At 69.4% G+C, this 14541-nt stretch carries 10 protein-coding genes; 5 read left to right on the top strand and 5 right to left on the bottom strand.

Annotation, left to right across the window (positions count from 1 at the left end; translation table 11 throughout):
• The first annotated feature begins 154 nt into the window (after positions 1–154).
• Positions 155–595 (top strand): YdeI/OmpD-associated family protein, encoded by a 441-nt coding sequence (locus ACZ6O0_RS14155; protein WP_465765271.1) that lies wholly within the window; start codon positions 155–157, stop codon positions 593–595.
• Here the strand turns inward: ACZ6O0_RS14155 and ACZ6O0_RS14150 are convergent.
• Entirely contained in the window at positions 582–3596 is a 3015-nt protein-coding gene (locus tag ACZ6O0_RS14150; RefSeq protein ID WP_465765270.1) for a helix-turn-helix transcriptional regulator, read from the bottom strand. The genes ACZ6O0_RS14155 and ACZ6O0_RS14150 overlap by 14 nt on opposite strands.
• A gap of 142 nt (positions 3597–3738) precedes the next feature.
• On the opposite strand from ACZ6O0_RS14150, the gene ACZ6O0_RS14145 reads away from it, so the two are divergent.
• Entirely contained in the window at positions 3739–5175 is a 1437-nt protein-coding gene (locus ACZ6O0_RS14145; RefSeq protein ID WP_465765269.1) for an Nramp family divalent metal transporter, read from the top strand.
• A 36-nt stretch (positions 5176–5211) separates the two neighbouring features.
• Here the strand turns inward: ACZ6O0_RS14145 and ACZ6O0_RS14140 are convergent, their stop codons facing one another.
• The 3 genes from ACZ6O0_RS14140 to ACZ6O0_RS14130 all read right to left on the bottom strand — a co-directional run bounded on the left by ACZ6O0_RS14140 (position 5212) and on the right by ACZ6O0_RS14130 (position 7988).
• Positions 5212–5988: a nucleotidyltransferase domain-containing protein gene (locus ACZ6O0_RS14140; protein WP_465765268.1), complete on the bottom strand. Its 777-nt coding sequence runs from the start codon at positions 5986–5988 to the stop codon at positions 5212–5214.
• Positions 5989–6007: 19 nt separating this feature from the next.
• Positions 6008–6988, bottom strand: a complete 981-nt coding sequence (locus ACZ6O0_RS14135) for an SMP-30/gluconolactonase/LRE family protein (protein WP_465765267.1) — start codon at positions 6986–6988, stop codon at positions 6008–6010.
• Positions 6989–7082: 94 nt separating this feature from the next.
• A complete protein-coding gene (locus ACZ6O0_RS14130; RefSeq protein WP_465765266.1) occupies positions 7083–7988 on the bottom strand; it encodes an SMP-30/gluconolactonase/LRE family protein in 906 nt (301 codons plus the stop codon).
• Positions 7989–8050: 62 nt separating this feature from the next.
• On the opposite strand from ACZ6O0_RS14130, the gene ACZ6O0_RS14125 reads away from it, so the two are divergent.
• Complete coding sequence (locus tag ACZ6O0_RS14125) at positions 8051–8500, top strand: Lrp/AsnC family transcriptional regulator (RefSeq protein WP_465765265.1); 450 nt, start codon at positions 8051–8053, stop codon at positions 8498–8500.
• Positions 8501–8564: 64 nt separating this feature from the next.
• A complete protein-coding gene (locus tag ACZ6O0_RS14120) occupies positions 8565–10343 on the top strand; it encodes an acetyl/propionyl/methylcrotonyl-CoA carboxylase subunit alpha (protein ID WP_465765264.1) in 1779 nt (592 codons plus the stop codon).
• 150 nt (positions 10344–10493) lie between these two features.
• Here the strand turns inward: ACZ6O0_RS14120 and ACZ6O0_RS14115 are convergent, their stop codons facing one another.
• On the bottom strand, positions 10494–11174 hold the full coding sequence (locus tag ACZ6O0_RS14115; RefSeq protein WP_465765263.1) for a TetR/AcrR family transcriptional regulator: 681 nt from the start codon (positions 11172–11174) through the stop codon (positions 10494–10496).
• Positions 11175–11389: 215 nt separating this feature from the next.
• Between ACZ6O0_RS14115 and ACZ6O0_RS14110 the strand changes: the two genes are divergently transcribed.
• Positions 11390–13756, top strand: coding sequence for an HNH endonuclease signature motif containing protein (locus ACZ6O0_RS14110; RefSeq protein WP_465765262.1), 2367 nt, complete (start codon positions 11390–11392; stop codon positions 13754–13756).
• The last annotated feature ends 785 nt before the right edge of the window (positions 13757–14541 follow it).

Raw genomic sequence — 14541 nt, 5'->3', positions numbered from 1 at the left:
GGGCTCCCCGTGCTCCGTGCTCCAGGGCTCCTGGGCTTCGGGCCACCGGGCCACCGTTGGCAGCCGGACGACGGACAGCCCCCCGTCCGTCGCTCGGCCGCCACACCGGTAAGAGGCCTGGTGGCCCAGCAAGTTGTCGTCCTAGGTTGTGACCATGGAGACGTTCGTGGGGTCGATCGTGGTGAACGACGGGGGTGGGGCGTGGGTTGAGGTGCCGGGGGAGGTTGTGGAGGCGTTGGGTGGGGGTGGGCGGGTTCCGGTGGTGGCTACGTTTGACGGGGTGGCTTATCGGGGGTCGATCGCGTCTATGGGTGGGTGTATGGCGCTGGGGATGCTGAAGAGCATTCGGGCGCAGCTCGGGAAGGGGGACGGGGATGCGGTCACGGTGACAGTGGAGCGGGACAGCGCCGAGCGGACGGTGGAGGTGCCGGCGGATCTGGCGGCGGCGTTGGCGGAGGCCGGGTTGCGGGAGGCGTTCGACGGGCTGAGCTACAGCCACCGGCGCGAGCACGTGAACGCGATCAACGACGCGAAGAAGCCGGAGACGCGGTCGCGCCGGATCACCAAGGCCCTGGAAATGCTCAGGACTTCTTGAGGGACGCCAGCTCGGTGCGGTTGGCGACGCCGAGTTTTGCGTAGACGTGGGCGAGGTGCGTCTTCACCGTGCCGCGGCTCATGAACAGCCGCTCGCCGATCTCCGGATTGCTCAACCCCTCCACGGCCAGCGCGACGACCTGTTCCTCCGTCGGCGTCAGACTCGCCCACCCACTCGACGGCCGGCCCCGCGCTCCCCTGGTACGCCGGGCATACGCAACAGCCTCGTCCAGCGGCAGCGGCGGCTCATCGGAGCTCGGCAAGACCGGATGATCCGCCGGAGCCACGCAGCCCATCTCGGTACGGGCGACCGCGGCAGCTCCTGCCAACCGGGCGGCGTCGGCACCACGATTGGTGTGATTCGCCAACAGCGCCAGGGATTCCAGACTGTCGACGATGTACGTACGCAGCCCGCGATCGACCCGGATCGTCAGCGCCTCGTGCAGCAGCGCCGCAGCCTTGTCCGGCTGCTCGGTGATCATCGACCGCCCGAGCTGATCGAGTGCATCGGCGAGGATCCTCGGCAGGTTGTACCGGCGCGCCAGCTCCACACAGCGTTCAAGCGCCTCCACCGCCTCGGCCTCACGACCGGCACCGCGCAGTGCGGCCGCGATCGTCGGTAGCAGCATCGCGGGCGCGAAGGTCCCGGCGAGCGGGCTGTCGGGCGCTGTGTCACGGGCCATCCACTCGACGGCGGCGTCGTACTCACCACTCCAGTAGGAGATCAGCCCCATCACCTGGCCGAGGTTCGGCACCACGGCGCCGGCGGTCTCGGCGAGCTCGAGCAGCGGACGCATCAGCTCGCGCGCCTCGGCGATCCGGCCGGTCCGGGTCAGCAAGGCCGCCAGCTGTGCGCGTGCCGCGCCGACCCGGTGGAAGTCGGCGAGTGGTTCGGCCGCGGCGAGGGCCTGCTCGGCGACCTCGACCGCCTGGCCCAGCGCACCGGTGGCTGCCAGGCTCTCCGACCACACCGTCAGTACGGTCGACGCGATCCCCCGCTCGCCGCTGGTGATCAGGCCCGCGGTGATGAGCTCGAGCATCGGCCGCAGTTCGTCGTGCCGGTCCCAGAGCGCCAGCAGGACGCACTGCAAAGCGATGTTGGCGTTCCGCGCGGGTTCATTGCCGATCCCCTCGGCCAGCCGCCGGCCTTCCGCGGTCAGCTCCCAGGCCCGCTGGAAGTCGGTGAAGAACTCGCCGACCGCGACCAGCGCGAGGAAGAGCGACCGCAACCGATCGTCGCCCAGCTCGGTCGCGAGCTCCAGCCCACGTCCTGCCGCGTCGAAACCGAACGGGTCGACGGTGTCGGCGACGGTCGCGTACCCGTACAGCAAACGGGCCTGAAGCAACGTCCGGTCGTCCGGCGCGCGGTCGATCGCCCGGCGCAGATACCCGATGCCCTCGTTGCCCGTCGCCTGCAGGTTCCACAGCCACCGCAGGGCGGCGGCCAACCGGCGACCGCGGTCCGGGTCAGGCGCCGACAGCCCGTGCTCCAGCGCCGCGCGATAGTTGTCGCGGTCGGGCTCGATCAGTGCGCGCCACTTGTCCCGATCGCTGTCCAGCAAGGGCTCTGCCGCTTCGGCGACCTCCAGGTAGTGCCCGAGCTGGAGATCGCGGATCAGCTCGACCTCACCGGCCTCGGCCAGCCGAGCCCCGGCGTACGCGCGGATGGTCTCGAGCAACCGGAAGCGCCCGGCCTCGGCAACGACAAGCGATTTGTCGACAAGGCGCCCGAAAACCTCCAGTACGCCGTCCCGCCCGCAAACGGCCCGTGCTGCGTCCAAAGTGAATCCACCGGCGAACACGGCCAGCCGGCGGAACACCTGCCGCTCGTCGGGATCGAGCAGCTCATGACTCCAGTCGATCGACGCGGCCAGCGTCTGCTGACGAGCCGCGACACCGCGCACGTTCTTCGTCAGCAGGCCGAACCGGTCGTCCAGACCGGCCTCGATCTGCTCGGGGGTCAGCGTACGTACCCAGGCCGCGGCCAGCTCCAAGGCCAGCGGCATCCCGTCCAGCCGGACGCAGATCGACCGGATCGCCTGGGCCGACTCGGGAAACTCGGCCCCGGCGCGCTCGACGAACAGCAGGCGCGCCTCGTCCGGCGCCAGCGCAGGCACTCGCCAGATGGCCTCGCCGGGGACGTCGAGCGGCTCCCGGCTCGTCGCGAGCACCGAGACCTCCGGACACGCAGTCTGCAACGCGACCACGAACTCCGCGACGCCGTCGATGATCTGCTCGCAGTTGTCCAGGCAGATCAAGGCCTGCTTGGTGCGGAGCTGCCCGATCAGCAGACGGGTGCGATCGCCGGCTTCGACGAGTACGCCGACCGCCGCCGCGACCGTCTCCGGGATCTGCGTGCTCTCCGCGATGGTGGAGAGGTCGACCCACCACACGCCGTCGCGCCAGCGCTCCGCCAACTGGGCTGCGGTCTGCGCGGCCAGCCGGGTCTTGCCGCTGCCGCCCGGACCGGTCAGGGTGACGAGCCGGTTGGCGGACAGCTGGGTCCTGAGCGCGGCCAGCTGGGTCTGGCGGCCGACGAAGCTGGTGAACATCACGGGCAGGTTGTTCGGCACCTGATCCAATGAGCGCAACGGCCCGGTGGTCTCCGTGAGCTCGAAGATCCGCTCCGGCGACCCGAGATCCTTCAACCGGTGTACGCCGAGGTCCGTGCCGGCGCCGACGGTTGCGGTCAGCAACGTCTGGCCGGGGTTCGCGATCTCCAGCAACTGCTCGGCGTGTCGCACCACCGGCCCCACCAGGGCGCCTGTGTGTACGGCGATGCGCAGCAGTTCGCCCGCCGGTACACGGGCTGCCGCCTCCCGCAACTCGTGTGCGGCCGCGACGGCGTCCGCCGGGTCCGCGAAGACCACGACCGGCCACGCGGCGTCACGCCGTACCAGCTTCTCCCCCGGCAGGGCGTCGACCAGACCGGCCAGCCGTACGTGGGCGGGCGCGCTCACAGCCCCGGCGTACGCGGCGGTCAGCACAGTCACCCCACTCATGCGTGGCAGTCTGCCACTCCCCACCCCACCAGCCCTCCCGCGCTTGCCTGCCGCACGCAGGGGTACCTGTGTCGGGTCGCTCGTGTCCACAGTATTCGCTAGGGTCCGGACAAAGAGGGGGTCCGAGGAAGTGAGGAGCCCGATGGCAGACACCAGAACGACTGACCACGGCACATTCGCACTACCGACCAAGAACCTGCCCGCGCCACAGGTGCGCGACCTTCCCGAACCGCCCAGCTCGACCTGGAAGATCATCGGCCCGGGCATGGTCGGTGCGGGGGTCGGGCTGGCGTCGGGCGAGTTCATCCTCTGGCCGTACATCTCCAGCCAGGTCGGGCTGGTGTTCCTCTGGGGCGCCTTCGTCGGCGTGCTGATCCAGTGGTTCCTGAACATGGAGATCGAGCGGTACACGCTGGCCACTGGTGAGACAGCGTTGACCGGCTTCAACCGGTACGGCAAGCACTGGGGACTGTTCTTCGCGATCATGACGTACTTCGCGAACATGTGGCCCGGCTGGGCGACCAGCTCCGCCGCGATGCTCACCTACTTGTTCGGCGCAGGTGACCCACGCTGGATCGCGATCGGCATCCTGCTGGTGATCGGCCTGATCCTGACCTTCGCGCCGGTGGTCTACGTGATGCTCGAGCGGCTGATCGCCGTGAAGATCGCCGCGGTCGCCCTGCTCGTCATCCTGGCGCTGGTGTTCGCCATCCGCTCGAAGACATACAACGCGCTCGGCGACGCGGTCACCCACCCGCAGTTCCCGGTCGAGCAGCTCGGGTTCGCGCTGATGATGGGTGCGATCGCGTACGCCGGTGCCGGCGGAGGCCAGAATCTCGTGCAGAGCAACTGGATCCGGGACAAGGGTTTCGGCATGGGCGTGCACGTGCCCCGGCTGACGTCACCGATCACCGGTGAGACCGAGGCCGACCCGACCGCCAACGGGTACGTCTTCACCCCCGACGAGGCGAACATGGCCCGCTGGCGGCGCTGGTGGAGGTTCGCCAACATCGAGCAGCTCGCGACGTTCGTGGCGATCACCGTGCTCACCATCGCGTTCACCTCGATGCTCGCGCACGCGACGCTGTTCGGTAACCCCGACGTCACGAACAACATCAGCTTCCTGAAGATCGAGGGCACCACGCTGCAGGCGTTGGTCGGCGACTGGTTCGGCTACCTGTTCTGGGCGATCGGCGCGTTCTCGCTGTTCGCGGCCGCGGCCGGCATCGTCGACTACACCTCCCGGTTGACCTCGGACATGATCAAGTCCCGCTACCTGCGCGAGTCGAAGGTGTCGGAGTCGAAGCTGTACTTCTGGCTGGTCTGGGGACTGGTTGCCTTCGGCATCCTCGTGCTGCTGGCCGGCCTGACCCAGCCGCTGGTCCTGCTGGTCATCTCCGCCTGCACCGCCGGCACGATGATGTTCGTGTACTCCGGCCTGCTCTGGTGGATGAACTCCCGGGCCCTCCCGCAGGCGATCCGCATCACCCCGGTCCGCACGGCGGTCCTGGCCTTCTCCTTCCTGGCCTTCGGCTTCCTCGCCGTCTTCACCATCATCGACCAGGTCAAGAAGCTCTGACCGGGTTGGCCCGGGGTACGCCGTACCCCGGGCCTCTCACCCCAGGAAGTTCATGACCGCCTGCTCAGCAGCGGTACGACGCTCTCCCGCGACGCGGACCTTCCGGTACAGCGCGACGGTCGCCTTCAACGCCCGCAAACAGTCGTCCCGATCCACGGTCGCCACGGTCTCCCGGAACTCCGGGATCAACTCGGGCGCCCAGGTCTCCAGCCGCCGTACGCCGGAAGGCTTCGGCGTCCGGCCGAGCACGGCCAACGGTGCGAGCGCGACCCCACGAATCGCGCTCAGCGCGTCCACGGCCTCGAACAGCTCACCCCGCGCGATCTTGACCGCTGTGTAGTGCACCCAGACCCAGAAGCGATCCTCGATCCACTGCGGATCCGGCTGCGGCCAACGAGCCGGCGCCCCGGCAGGAGCCGCGTCGAACGTCTCGTCACGCTGCCACAGCACCAGCCCGTCCTCGACCCGCTCGCGCAGGTCGTCGGGCGTCACGAACTTCAGGTCGACGTGCACCAACGGCGGTCCGTAGAGGGCGATCAGCAACCGCCGCTCGCCGACATGCTCCCCGGTGAAGGAGGCCAGCAACGGCCCGAGCCGGCCGGCGAACGTGGGCGCTCCGGCCAGACAGGCGGCGTGGTCCTCCGGTGTGCAGACGAGCACCAGGTCCAGGTCGGAGTACTCGTCACTCGTCCCGGTCGCGATCGACCCGCCGGCGACGACGGCAAGCAATCGGGGATCGGCGGCAGCCTCCCGTACGACGGCTTCCGCGATCTCGCGAAGGTGCGCGGGAATCTGGTCGGTCACGGTGGTCACGAACTCCTCCTCTGGCTGGTCAGCAGACCATCGTCGCGCGACCAGGCCCGGGGAGGCGACCGAATTTCGTCAGGCGCGTGGGCCGAAGGGGGAGGGGTGCGCCCTTGACGGTGGTCAGGAGGGAGTAGACGGAGGTGGTCGCGGTGAGGAAGAGGCGGTTGCGTTTCGGGCCGCCCCAGACGAGGTTGGAGACGGTCTCGGGGACGAGGAGCTTGCCGAGCAGGGTGCCGTCGGCGTGGTAGATGTGGACACCGTCGGCGGCCGAGGCCCAGACGCGCCCCTCGGTGTCGAGCCGGATGCCGTCGAAGATCCCGTTGCCGCACTCGGCGAACAGCTCACCGCCGGACAGCTTGTCGCCGTCGACGGTGAAGACGCGGATCGTCCCCTCCTCCGAGTCGGTGATGTACAGCAACGACTCGTCGACCGAGAAGGCCAGCCCGTTCGGCCGGTTGAAGTCGTCGGCGACCCGGGTCAGCGCGCCGTCCGGCCCGACCCGGTAGACGTGGCAGCCACCCGTCTCGATCTCGCCCTTGTATCCCTCGTAGTCGCTGTCGATCCCGTACGCCGGGTCCGTGAACCAGACCGATCCGTCGCGCTTCACCACCACGTCGTTCGGGCTGTTCAGCCGCTTGCCGTCGTACTCCGAGGCGAGCACGGAGATCCCGCCGTGGTGCTCGGTCCTGGTCACCCGCCGGTTGCCGTGCTCGCAGCTGACCAGGCGTCCCTCGGTGTCGAGCGTGTGCCCGTTGGTGTTCCCGGCCGGCTGCCGGAAGACGGAGACCTGGTACGACGTCTCGTCCCAGCGCAGGATGCGGTCGTTCGGGATGTCGCTCCAGAGCAGGTACCGCCCCGCCGGCGAGTACACCGGCCCCTCGACCCAGCGGCCGCCGGTCCACAGCCGCTCGAGCAACCTGTCCCCGCGGATCCCGGCGAACCGGTCGTCCAGCGACTCCCAGACGGCCGGCGCGGTCCCTGCCAACGGTTCGAGAATGCCCGTCATCACCACTCCTCGAGAGCTCGGCTGCGCATCACCGACGAGCCTATGCGGTTCTCGCCCGGACCGCGCCCCGGCGACCGTCGGTTGGACGGCCCGGTCAGGCCCCGCTTGCCGTCAGCAACCAGGACCAGACCGAAGTGGTCGCCGTGATGAACAGGCGGTTCTTCTTCGGGCCGCCGAAGGTGAGGTTGGAGACGATGTCCGGGAGCACGAGTTTGCCGATCAGCGTGCCGTCCGGGTCGAAGCAGTGCACGCCCTCGTGCGTCGCCGCCCAGACCCGGCCGGCGTCGTCCAGCCGGATGCCGTCGAACATGCCCGCCGTGCACGGCGCGAACACGTCACCACCGGACAGCTTCTCGCCCTCCACGTCGAACCGGCGGATGTGCTTGGCCGGCGTGTCGACGACGTACAACTGGCTCTCGTCCCGGGAGAACGCGAGGCCGTTCGGCCGGGTGAAGTCGTCCGCGACCACGGTCAGCGCGCCGTCCGGGGCGATCCGATAGACGTGACAGCCGTCGATCTCCTGCTCCGCGGCATGGCCTTCGTAGCTGGAGGTGATGCCGTACGGCGGGTCGGTGAACCAGATCGAGCCGTCGCTGTGCACGACCACGTCGTTCGGGCTGTTCAGGCGGCGGCCGTCCAGGTGGGACGCGAGCACCGTACGGGTTCCGTCGTACTCGGTGCGGATGACGCAGCGCTCGCCTTGTGAGCAGCTGATCAGGCGGCCGGCGCGGTCGATGGTGTTGCCGTTGACGTAGCCGGAGGGCTGGCGGAAGACGCTCACCTGACCGGAGAGCTCGTCCCAGCGCAGCAGCCGGTCGTTGGGGATGTCGCTGAAGATCAGGCAGCGCCAGGCCGGGACGTACGCCGGTCCTTCGAGCCAGCGACCGCCGTCGTACAGGCACTCGAGGTACTCGTCGCCGGCGACCTTGCGGAATCTGTCGTCGAGCACCACCAGCTCGGCGCGGATCCGCGGCGGTGCGGGAGTCAGGGTGATGGTCATGTCTCCGAACTCTATCCTGTTCTTGTTCGTTACAACAGAACCAGGTTCTGTATAGTTCGCGTATGACCATAGATGATCTGGACCGGCAGCTGCTCGCCGCCTTGCAGGACGACGCCGCGCAGTCGTACGCCGCGCTCGGCCAGGCGGTCGGCCTCTCGGCGGGGTCGGCGCACGAGCGGGTCCGCAAGCTGAAGGCGGCCGGCGTGATCCGCCGGACCACGGTCGACGTCGACCCGGCCGCGCTCGGTCGCGGCGTACTCGCCTTCGTGCTGCTCGACGCGAGCGCCTGGATGGGCGACGAGCCGACGCTGCGGGCGCTGGAGAAGATCCCGGCGGTCCAGGAGGCGCACATCATCGCCGGCCCGGCTTCCGTCCTGGTCAAGGTGCGGACGGCGACCACCGAGGACCTCCAGGCCACGCTGCGCGCGCTGCACCAGGTCGACGGCGTCACGAGTACGCAGACGATCGTCGTACTGGAGTCGTTCTTCGAGCGGGCGCCCGCGGTGATGTGAGCAACGCCCTGTCTCCTTCGGGGGCCGGTTCACCCTAGACTCGGGCCAGCCGAAGGGAGTCGCTGTGTCCGACAGCAAGCAGATCACCAAGGTGCTGGTCGCCAACCGAGGCGAGATCGCCGTCCGGGTCATCCGGGCCGCCGCCGACGCGGGGCTGGGCAGCGTCGCGTTGTACGCCGACCAGGACCGGGACGCCCTGTTCGTCCGGCTCGCCGACGAGGCGTATGCGCTGGACGGGTCGACACCGGCCGACTCCTACCTGAACATCGCCAAGATCCTCGACGTCGCGGCCCGCTCCGGCGCGGACGCCGTCCACCCCGGCTACGGCTTCCTGGCCGAGAACGCCGGCTTCGCCCAGGCCGTGATCGACGCCGGGCTGATCTGGATCGGCCCGCCGCCCGCGGCGATCGACTCGCTCGGCGACAAGGTCAAGGCCCGGCACATCGCCGAGAAGGTCGGCGCCCCGCAGGTCCCCGGTACGCCGGACCCGGTCGCGGACGCCTCCGAGGTGATCGCGTTCGCCGAGGAGTTCGGGCTGCCGATCGCGATCAAGGCGGCGTACGGCGGTGGCGGGCGCGGGATGAAGGTCGCGCGCACGCTGGAGGAAGTGCCGGAGCTGTTCGAGTCGGCCACCCGCGAGGCCGTGAGTGCCTTCGGGCGCGGTGAGTGCTTCGTCGAGCGGTACCTGGACAAGCCGCGGCACGTCGAGACCCAGTGCCTGGCCGATGCCCACGGCAACGTCGTGGTCGTGTCGACGCGGGACTGCTCGCTGCAACGCCGGTACCAGAAGCTGGTCGAGGAGGCTCCGGCTCCGTTCTTGTCCGCCGAGCAGCTGGACATCCTGTACTCGGCGTCGAAGGCGATCCTCCGGGAGGCCGGGTACGTCGGCGCCGGCACGTGCGAGTTCCTGGTCGGGCAGGACGGGCTGATCTCGTTCCTCGAGGTGAACACCCGGCTGCAGGTCGAGCACCCGGTCTCGGAGGAGGTCACCGGGCTGGACCTGGTCCGCGAGATGTTCCGGATCGCCAACGGCGAGGAGCTCGGGTACGACGATCCCGTCGTGTCCGGGCACTCGATCGAGTTCCGGATCAACGCCGAGGACGGCGGCCGTGGGTTCCTGCCAGCGCCGGGGACCCTGACCCGGTGGCATGCGCCGTCGGGTCCCGGCGTACGACTCGACGGCGGCTACGACCAGGGCGAGACGGTGCCGGGCGCGTTCGACTCGCTCGTCGCCAAGCTGATCGTGACCGGTCGCGACCGGACCCAGGCGCTGGAGCGGTCCCGCCGGGCGCTGCGCGAGTTCGTGGTCGAGGGCATGCCGACGGTCATTCCGTTCCACAGCGCTGTCGTGTCGGATCCGGCGTTCGTGGGGACCGACGGCTTCACGGTCCACACCCGCTGGATCGAGACCGAGTTCGACAACCAGCTCACGCCGTACGACGGTCCCACCGCCGAGACCCCGGAGCCCGGCGAACGCGAGAAGATCACCGTCGAGGTCGGCGGCAAGCGCCTCGAGGTCGTCCTCCCCGCCGGCCTCGGCGCCACCGCCGGCGCGGCCACCGTCGCCGCGGCCGGCAAGAAGAAGCCCGCCCGCCGGGCCGGCAGCTCCGGCAAGGCCGCCACCTCCGGCGACGCCCTCACCTCCCCCATGCAAGGCACCATCGTCAAGATCGCCGTCGAGGAAGGCGCCACCGTCGCCGAAGGCGACCTGATCGTCGTCCTCGAAGCCATGAAAATGGAACAACCCCTCAACGCCCACAAATCCGGCACCATCACCAACCTCACCGCCGAAGTAGGCAGCACAGTCACCGCCGGCGCCCCCCTCTGCGAAATCAAAGACTGACCACCCCCAAAACGGACACCGCCCCGCGGCGGCTGCCCACCGGCCGCCTCCGCCGGCAGGCGCAAAACCGGTGTCCCCGGCAACGTCATTGCGCCGAGCACCAAACCGGTGGCCGCCTGCGCCCAACCAGCCACACCCGCCGCGGCTGGGTCAGCGGGTTGAGGTGAGGCGGGATTCCAGGCCGTCGAGGATGGCTTGGAGGCCGAAGGTGAAGGTGTTGTCGGGTTCGGCGGCGTACTGGGTTGCGGCTGTGGTGTTGAGGCGGGCTCGGAGGTGCGGGAACTCGGCGGCGATCTCCTGGGCCCTGGTCATGAAGTCCCGCATCGTCTGCTCGGGGTCGCGGCCGCCGCGGCTGAGGCGGCGGTTCAGCGAGACCTCGGCGGCGGCACTCAGCGCGCTGCCGATGACGAAGATCATGACGGTGCCCGCCGCGCGATCCGCGTCGGCAGGGCTGAAGCCTGCTTGTTCGTAGATCGCCAGACTGTGGTCGTCGTACCGGAACTTCCCCGGGCCGGCCAGCAGATGACTCCCGAACGCCTGCCCGAGCCACGGGTGCCGCGTGAGCATCCCATGCAACCCGGTGGCCATCGCGGTTGCCGCCGTACGCCAGTCGCCGGCCGCGAGATCCGGCAGCTCGATCTCCGCCCAGATCGCGTCCCCGGCCAGCTGCACCAGCTCGTCCTTGGTCTTGATGTGCCAGTAGATCGCCGTCGCCGCCGTACCGAGCCGCTGCCCGAGCGCCCGCATGTTCAGCCCGTCGAGCCCGTCAGCGTCGAGCAACTCGACAGCTGCCGACACGATCTGCTCCACCGTCAAGGAATCCCTAGGCACCCTGCCACCTTAATTGAACATAGTTCAGCCGTCTGCCTCGACTCCACCGACGACGCCTTCATCAGAGTCCTTGCCTGAAGCAACATTCATTCGAGCTGTCCACAGGGCCGAACTGTTGTGGATGACCGACGCAACCCTGTGGATAGTTCGAATCCCTTGAAAATAAGGGCTTCTGGGTTTGAGAACTGTCGGCGGGTGTGCCTAGAGTTGTCGGCATGGAACTCCTGGGCGAGCGACCGGTGTGGTCGATGAGTGGCGGCGAGATGCTGTCGACTCTCGACGCCCTGGATGCTGAGCTGGCCCAGCTGGAGACCTATCGTCTGCAGGTCATCGCAAGTATCGACGCGACCGGATACGCGCAGGAGCTGGGCGCCCGCGACACCCCCGAACTGCTCGCCTTCCGCTACCGCATCGACCGCCCCCAGGCCCACCGCGACGTCAAGCTGGCTCGCGCCCTGCCGAAGTACGGCAGCGTGTCCACAGCCCTGACCCACGGCATCATCCCCTCGGACTCCGCCGCCGACGCCGGGGCGAGCGCAACCGGCGGCCTGGACGTCGACACTGCCGATGGTGTGGACGCTTCCGTCGACGGACCCGACTTGCTCCCCGACCAGAGCGCTGACCATGCAGGGTCGTTGCGCCCGGCACAGGCAGGCGCGATCGTGTCAGCGCTGGAGCGAGTCCGGTCAAGGGTGCCGGTAGAACACCTTGAGGTGGCCGAGGCGCAGCTGGTGACCCTGGCCGGGCACCTGTCCCCGAGCGAGCTGCGCAGGGCCGCGAAGCAGATCTGCGACCTCCTGGACTCGGACGGCCCCGAACCGGACGAACAGAAGGCGTACGCACGCGAATCCCTGACGCTGGCGAACGCCGACAACGGCGTCACGTTCCGCGGCTACCTCGCCAACGAGAACGCCGAACTCCTGCGCTCCCTGATCCACGCCGGCGCCCGCCCCCACAAGACCATCGACGGCGAACTCGACCCCCGCCCCCGCGACAAACGCCAAGCCGACGCCCTCACCACCGCCCTCACCATCGCCGCCGCAGCCACCGACACCAGCTTCAAACTCCGCGCCACCGAGACCTCAGCCACCGACACCAGCTTCAAAGTCCGCCCCACCGAGACCTCAGCCACCGACACCGGCTCCAAACTCCGCGCGACCGAGACCTCAGCCGCCCACCACAGCAGTCACCCCACGGCCGACGGCGATACCGGCGTCGGCTCCGGCAGCGACACGGGCGTCGGTGCCGGCAGTGACACGGGCGTCGGTGCCGGCAGCGACACGGGCGTCGGTGCCGGCAGCAACACCGGCGCCCACACGGCAACTCCGGCCACAAGCCCGACGGCCGCCGCCGGCGACCCCGCGACCTCCCTTGCCGACCGAGCGCCCGGGGCGAGCGGTTGGCTGCCCGGCTTCGGCGCCAAGGCCAACATCACCGTCACCATCGACCTGGACGATCTGAAGCGTGCCACCACGGACGCAACCGGCGACCTGGTGTACGGCGACAACCTGTCAGCAGCCACCATCCGCCGCCTCGCCTGCGACGCCAAGATCATCCCGCTAGTACTCGGCTCGCACTCCGAACCCCTCGACGTCGGCCGCGCCGAACGCCTCGTCACCGCCGGAATGCGCCGCGCCCTCAACGCCCGCGACAAAGGCTGCGTCATCTGCGGAGCCCCACCCGTCCAATGCGACGCCCACCACCTGACCTCCTGGATCGACGGCGGCCCCACCGCCGTACACAACCTCGCCCTCCTCTGCCGCCGCCACCACATCGACCTGCACAACGGGAACTGGATCATCACCATCACCAACGGCGTCGTCCACGTAGCACGCCCCACCTGGGCCGACCCACCACCCCCACGCCTAGCCCTCCCAACCCACCAACCTCCCGCACCCCGACCTACAACCACGCCCACACCCACCACGACACCAGCCGCATCCACCACCACACCAGCCGATCCCGCCACCAGACCACCGCCCGAACCGGAGCCGATACCCAGCACAACGCAGACGCCGGCGCGCGCGCCCGCGCCCACATCACTCACCGAAGCTGGCGTGCAGTTCCCACCTGCGTTGGTTGCCGCCCCGACCGCACTCGGTTCCGCAAGCCGCCGTACAACAGGCGCAGAACCACGTCAGCGCCTACTCGCAGCCAAGGGCGAGAACACCAGTCCCATCACGGCGTCATCACTACGAGAAGCAGCGACCCTAGCCATCTGGGGCGAGCCGTCCGCGCCACCCGACAGCCCCATGACCACCGAGACCACCACCGCCGCAGGCGATCCACGACTCGCCCCGTACGACGATCAACCATCCGCCCCATGGCCCGAGCTCCCCGACGACCGCCCGTCCAATCAACTACACAAGGACCGCGATCACCCTCGGACCGACGCCGTAGCCCACCTGGCTCCATCGACCCGAAGCCAGCCCCTGTGCCCGCTCCGCCCCATCGATCTCGAGAAGGCGGTCGGCAGTGCTTCGCACATCGCCGGCCCGAAGGCGCCGCCGGACCGCACCGCGCACAGGCCGCCCGGCCATAAGCATCGCCGGCACGAACACCACGCCGGAGCCACACCGTGAACAAGCCACCCGGACCACGGGCATCGCCGGCACCGACGCCGCGCAAAGCCGCACCGTGGACAGACCGCCCGGACCACGCACATCCCGGCCCGAAGGCGGCACCGGAGCCACACCATGGAGAAGCCGTCCGGACCACGAGCATCCCGACCCAGAGGCCGCGCAGAGCGACACCGTGGACGGGCCACCCTGACCAGGAGCATCGCCGGCGCGAAGGCGGCGCAGGAGCCAGACGGTGGAGAGGCCGCCCGGACAAGAGCATCGCCGGCACCGGCGCTGCGCAGGAGCCGCACCATGGACAGGCACCCCGGACCGCGAGCATCGTCGGCACGGACCGTGCGCAGCGTCGATGCCCGCCGGGCACGCGTCGCCAACGACGCGCGCGGCGTCCAGCCCTTCGTCGTACCCAGGCGTGCGACCAGCAGCCGAGCCCCAGGGGTTGGACCTGACAGCCGACTCGAGCACGGCGAAACCGTGCGCGGTGAGATACCAGGCGCACCCGCGGCCGTCGCGTCACCCGTTGCTGGTGACGGGGTGGTTGAGGGGGTGTAACGACTAGGGCGGTTCAAACAGATGACCCGCGACATCGGTGGACCCCAGCGCGTACCGTTGGAAGTCCCCACGGTGTGGAGTCATCCCCCCTGACCCACACGGACGGGTGCCCTGTTCTGGTGATCAGGGCACCCTGTTCATCTCCTCCGGTGTGGCGTGTAACGCGGGCCGATCCCGCAGCGATGTCATCCATGAAAGCCCTGCTACCCGAGCTGTCGTACGCAGCGCGGGACCCC

It is taken from the genome of Kribbella sp. NPDC048837 (genome assembly GCF_055586945.1).
Note: the sequence above shows the minus strand (reverse complement) of the source record. Positions and strands in the feature narration are given on the sequence as shown.

Excerpts from the sequence above, each read along its gene's own strand:
- ACZ6O0_RS14155 (WP_465765271.1), top strand. The coding sequence starts at position 155 with ATGGAGACGTTCGTGGGGTCGATCGTGGTGAACGACGGGGGTGGGGCG.
- ACZ6O0_RS14150 (WP_465765270.1), bottom strand. The coding sequence starts at position 3,596 with ATGAGTGGGGTGACTGTGCTGACCGCCGCGTACGCCGGGGCTGTGAGC.
- ACZ6O0_RS14145 (WP_465765269.1), top strand. The coding sequence starts at position 3,739 with ATGGCAGACACCAGAACGACTGACCACGGCACATTCGCACTACCGACC.
- ACZ6O0_RS14135 (WP_465765267.1), bottom strand. The coding sequence starts at position 6,988 with ATGACGGGCATTCTCGAACCGTTGGCAGGGACCGCGCCGGCCGTCTGG.
- ACZ6O0_RS14130 (WP_465765266.1), bottom strand. The coding sequence starts at position 7,988 with ATGACCATCACCCTGACTCCCGCACCGCCGCGGATCCGCGCCGAGCTG.
- ACZ6O0_RS14125 (WP_465765265.1), top strand. The coding sequence starts at position 8,051 with ATGACCATAGATGATCTGGACCGGCAGCTGCTCGCCGCCTTGCAGGAC.
- ACZ6O0_RS14110 (WP_465765262.1), top strand. The coding sequence starts at position 11,390 with ATGGAACTCCTGGGCGAGCGACCGGTGTGGTCGATGAGTGGCGGCGAG.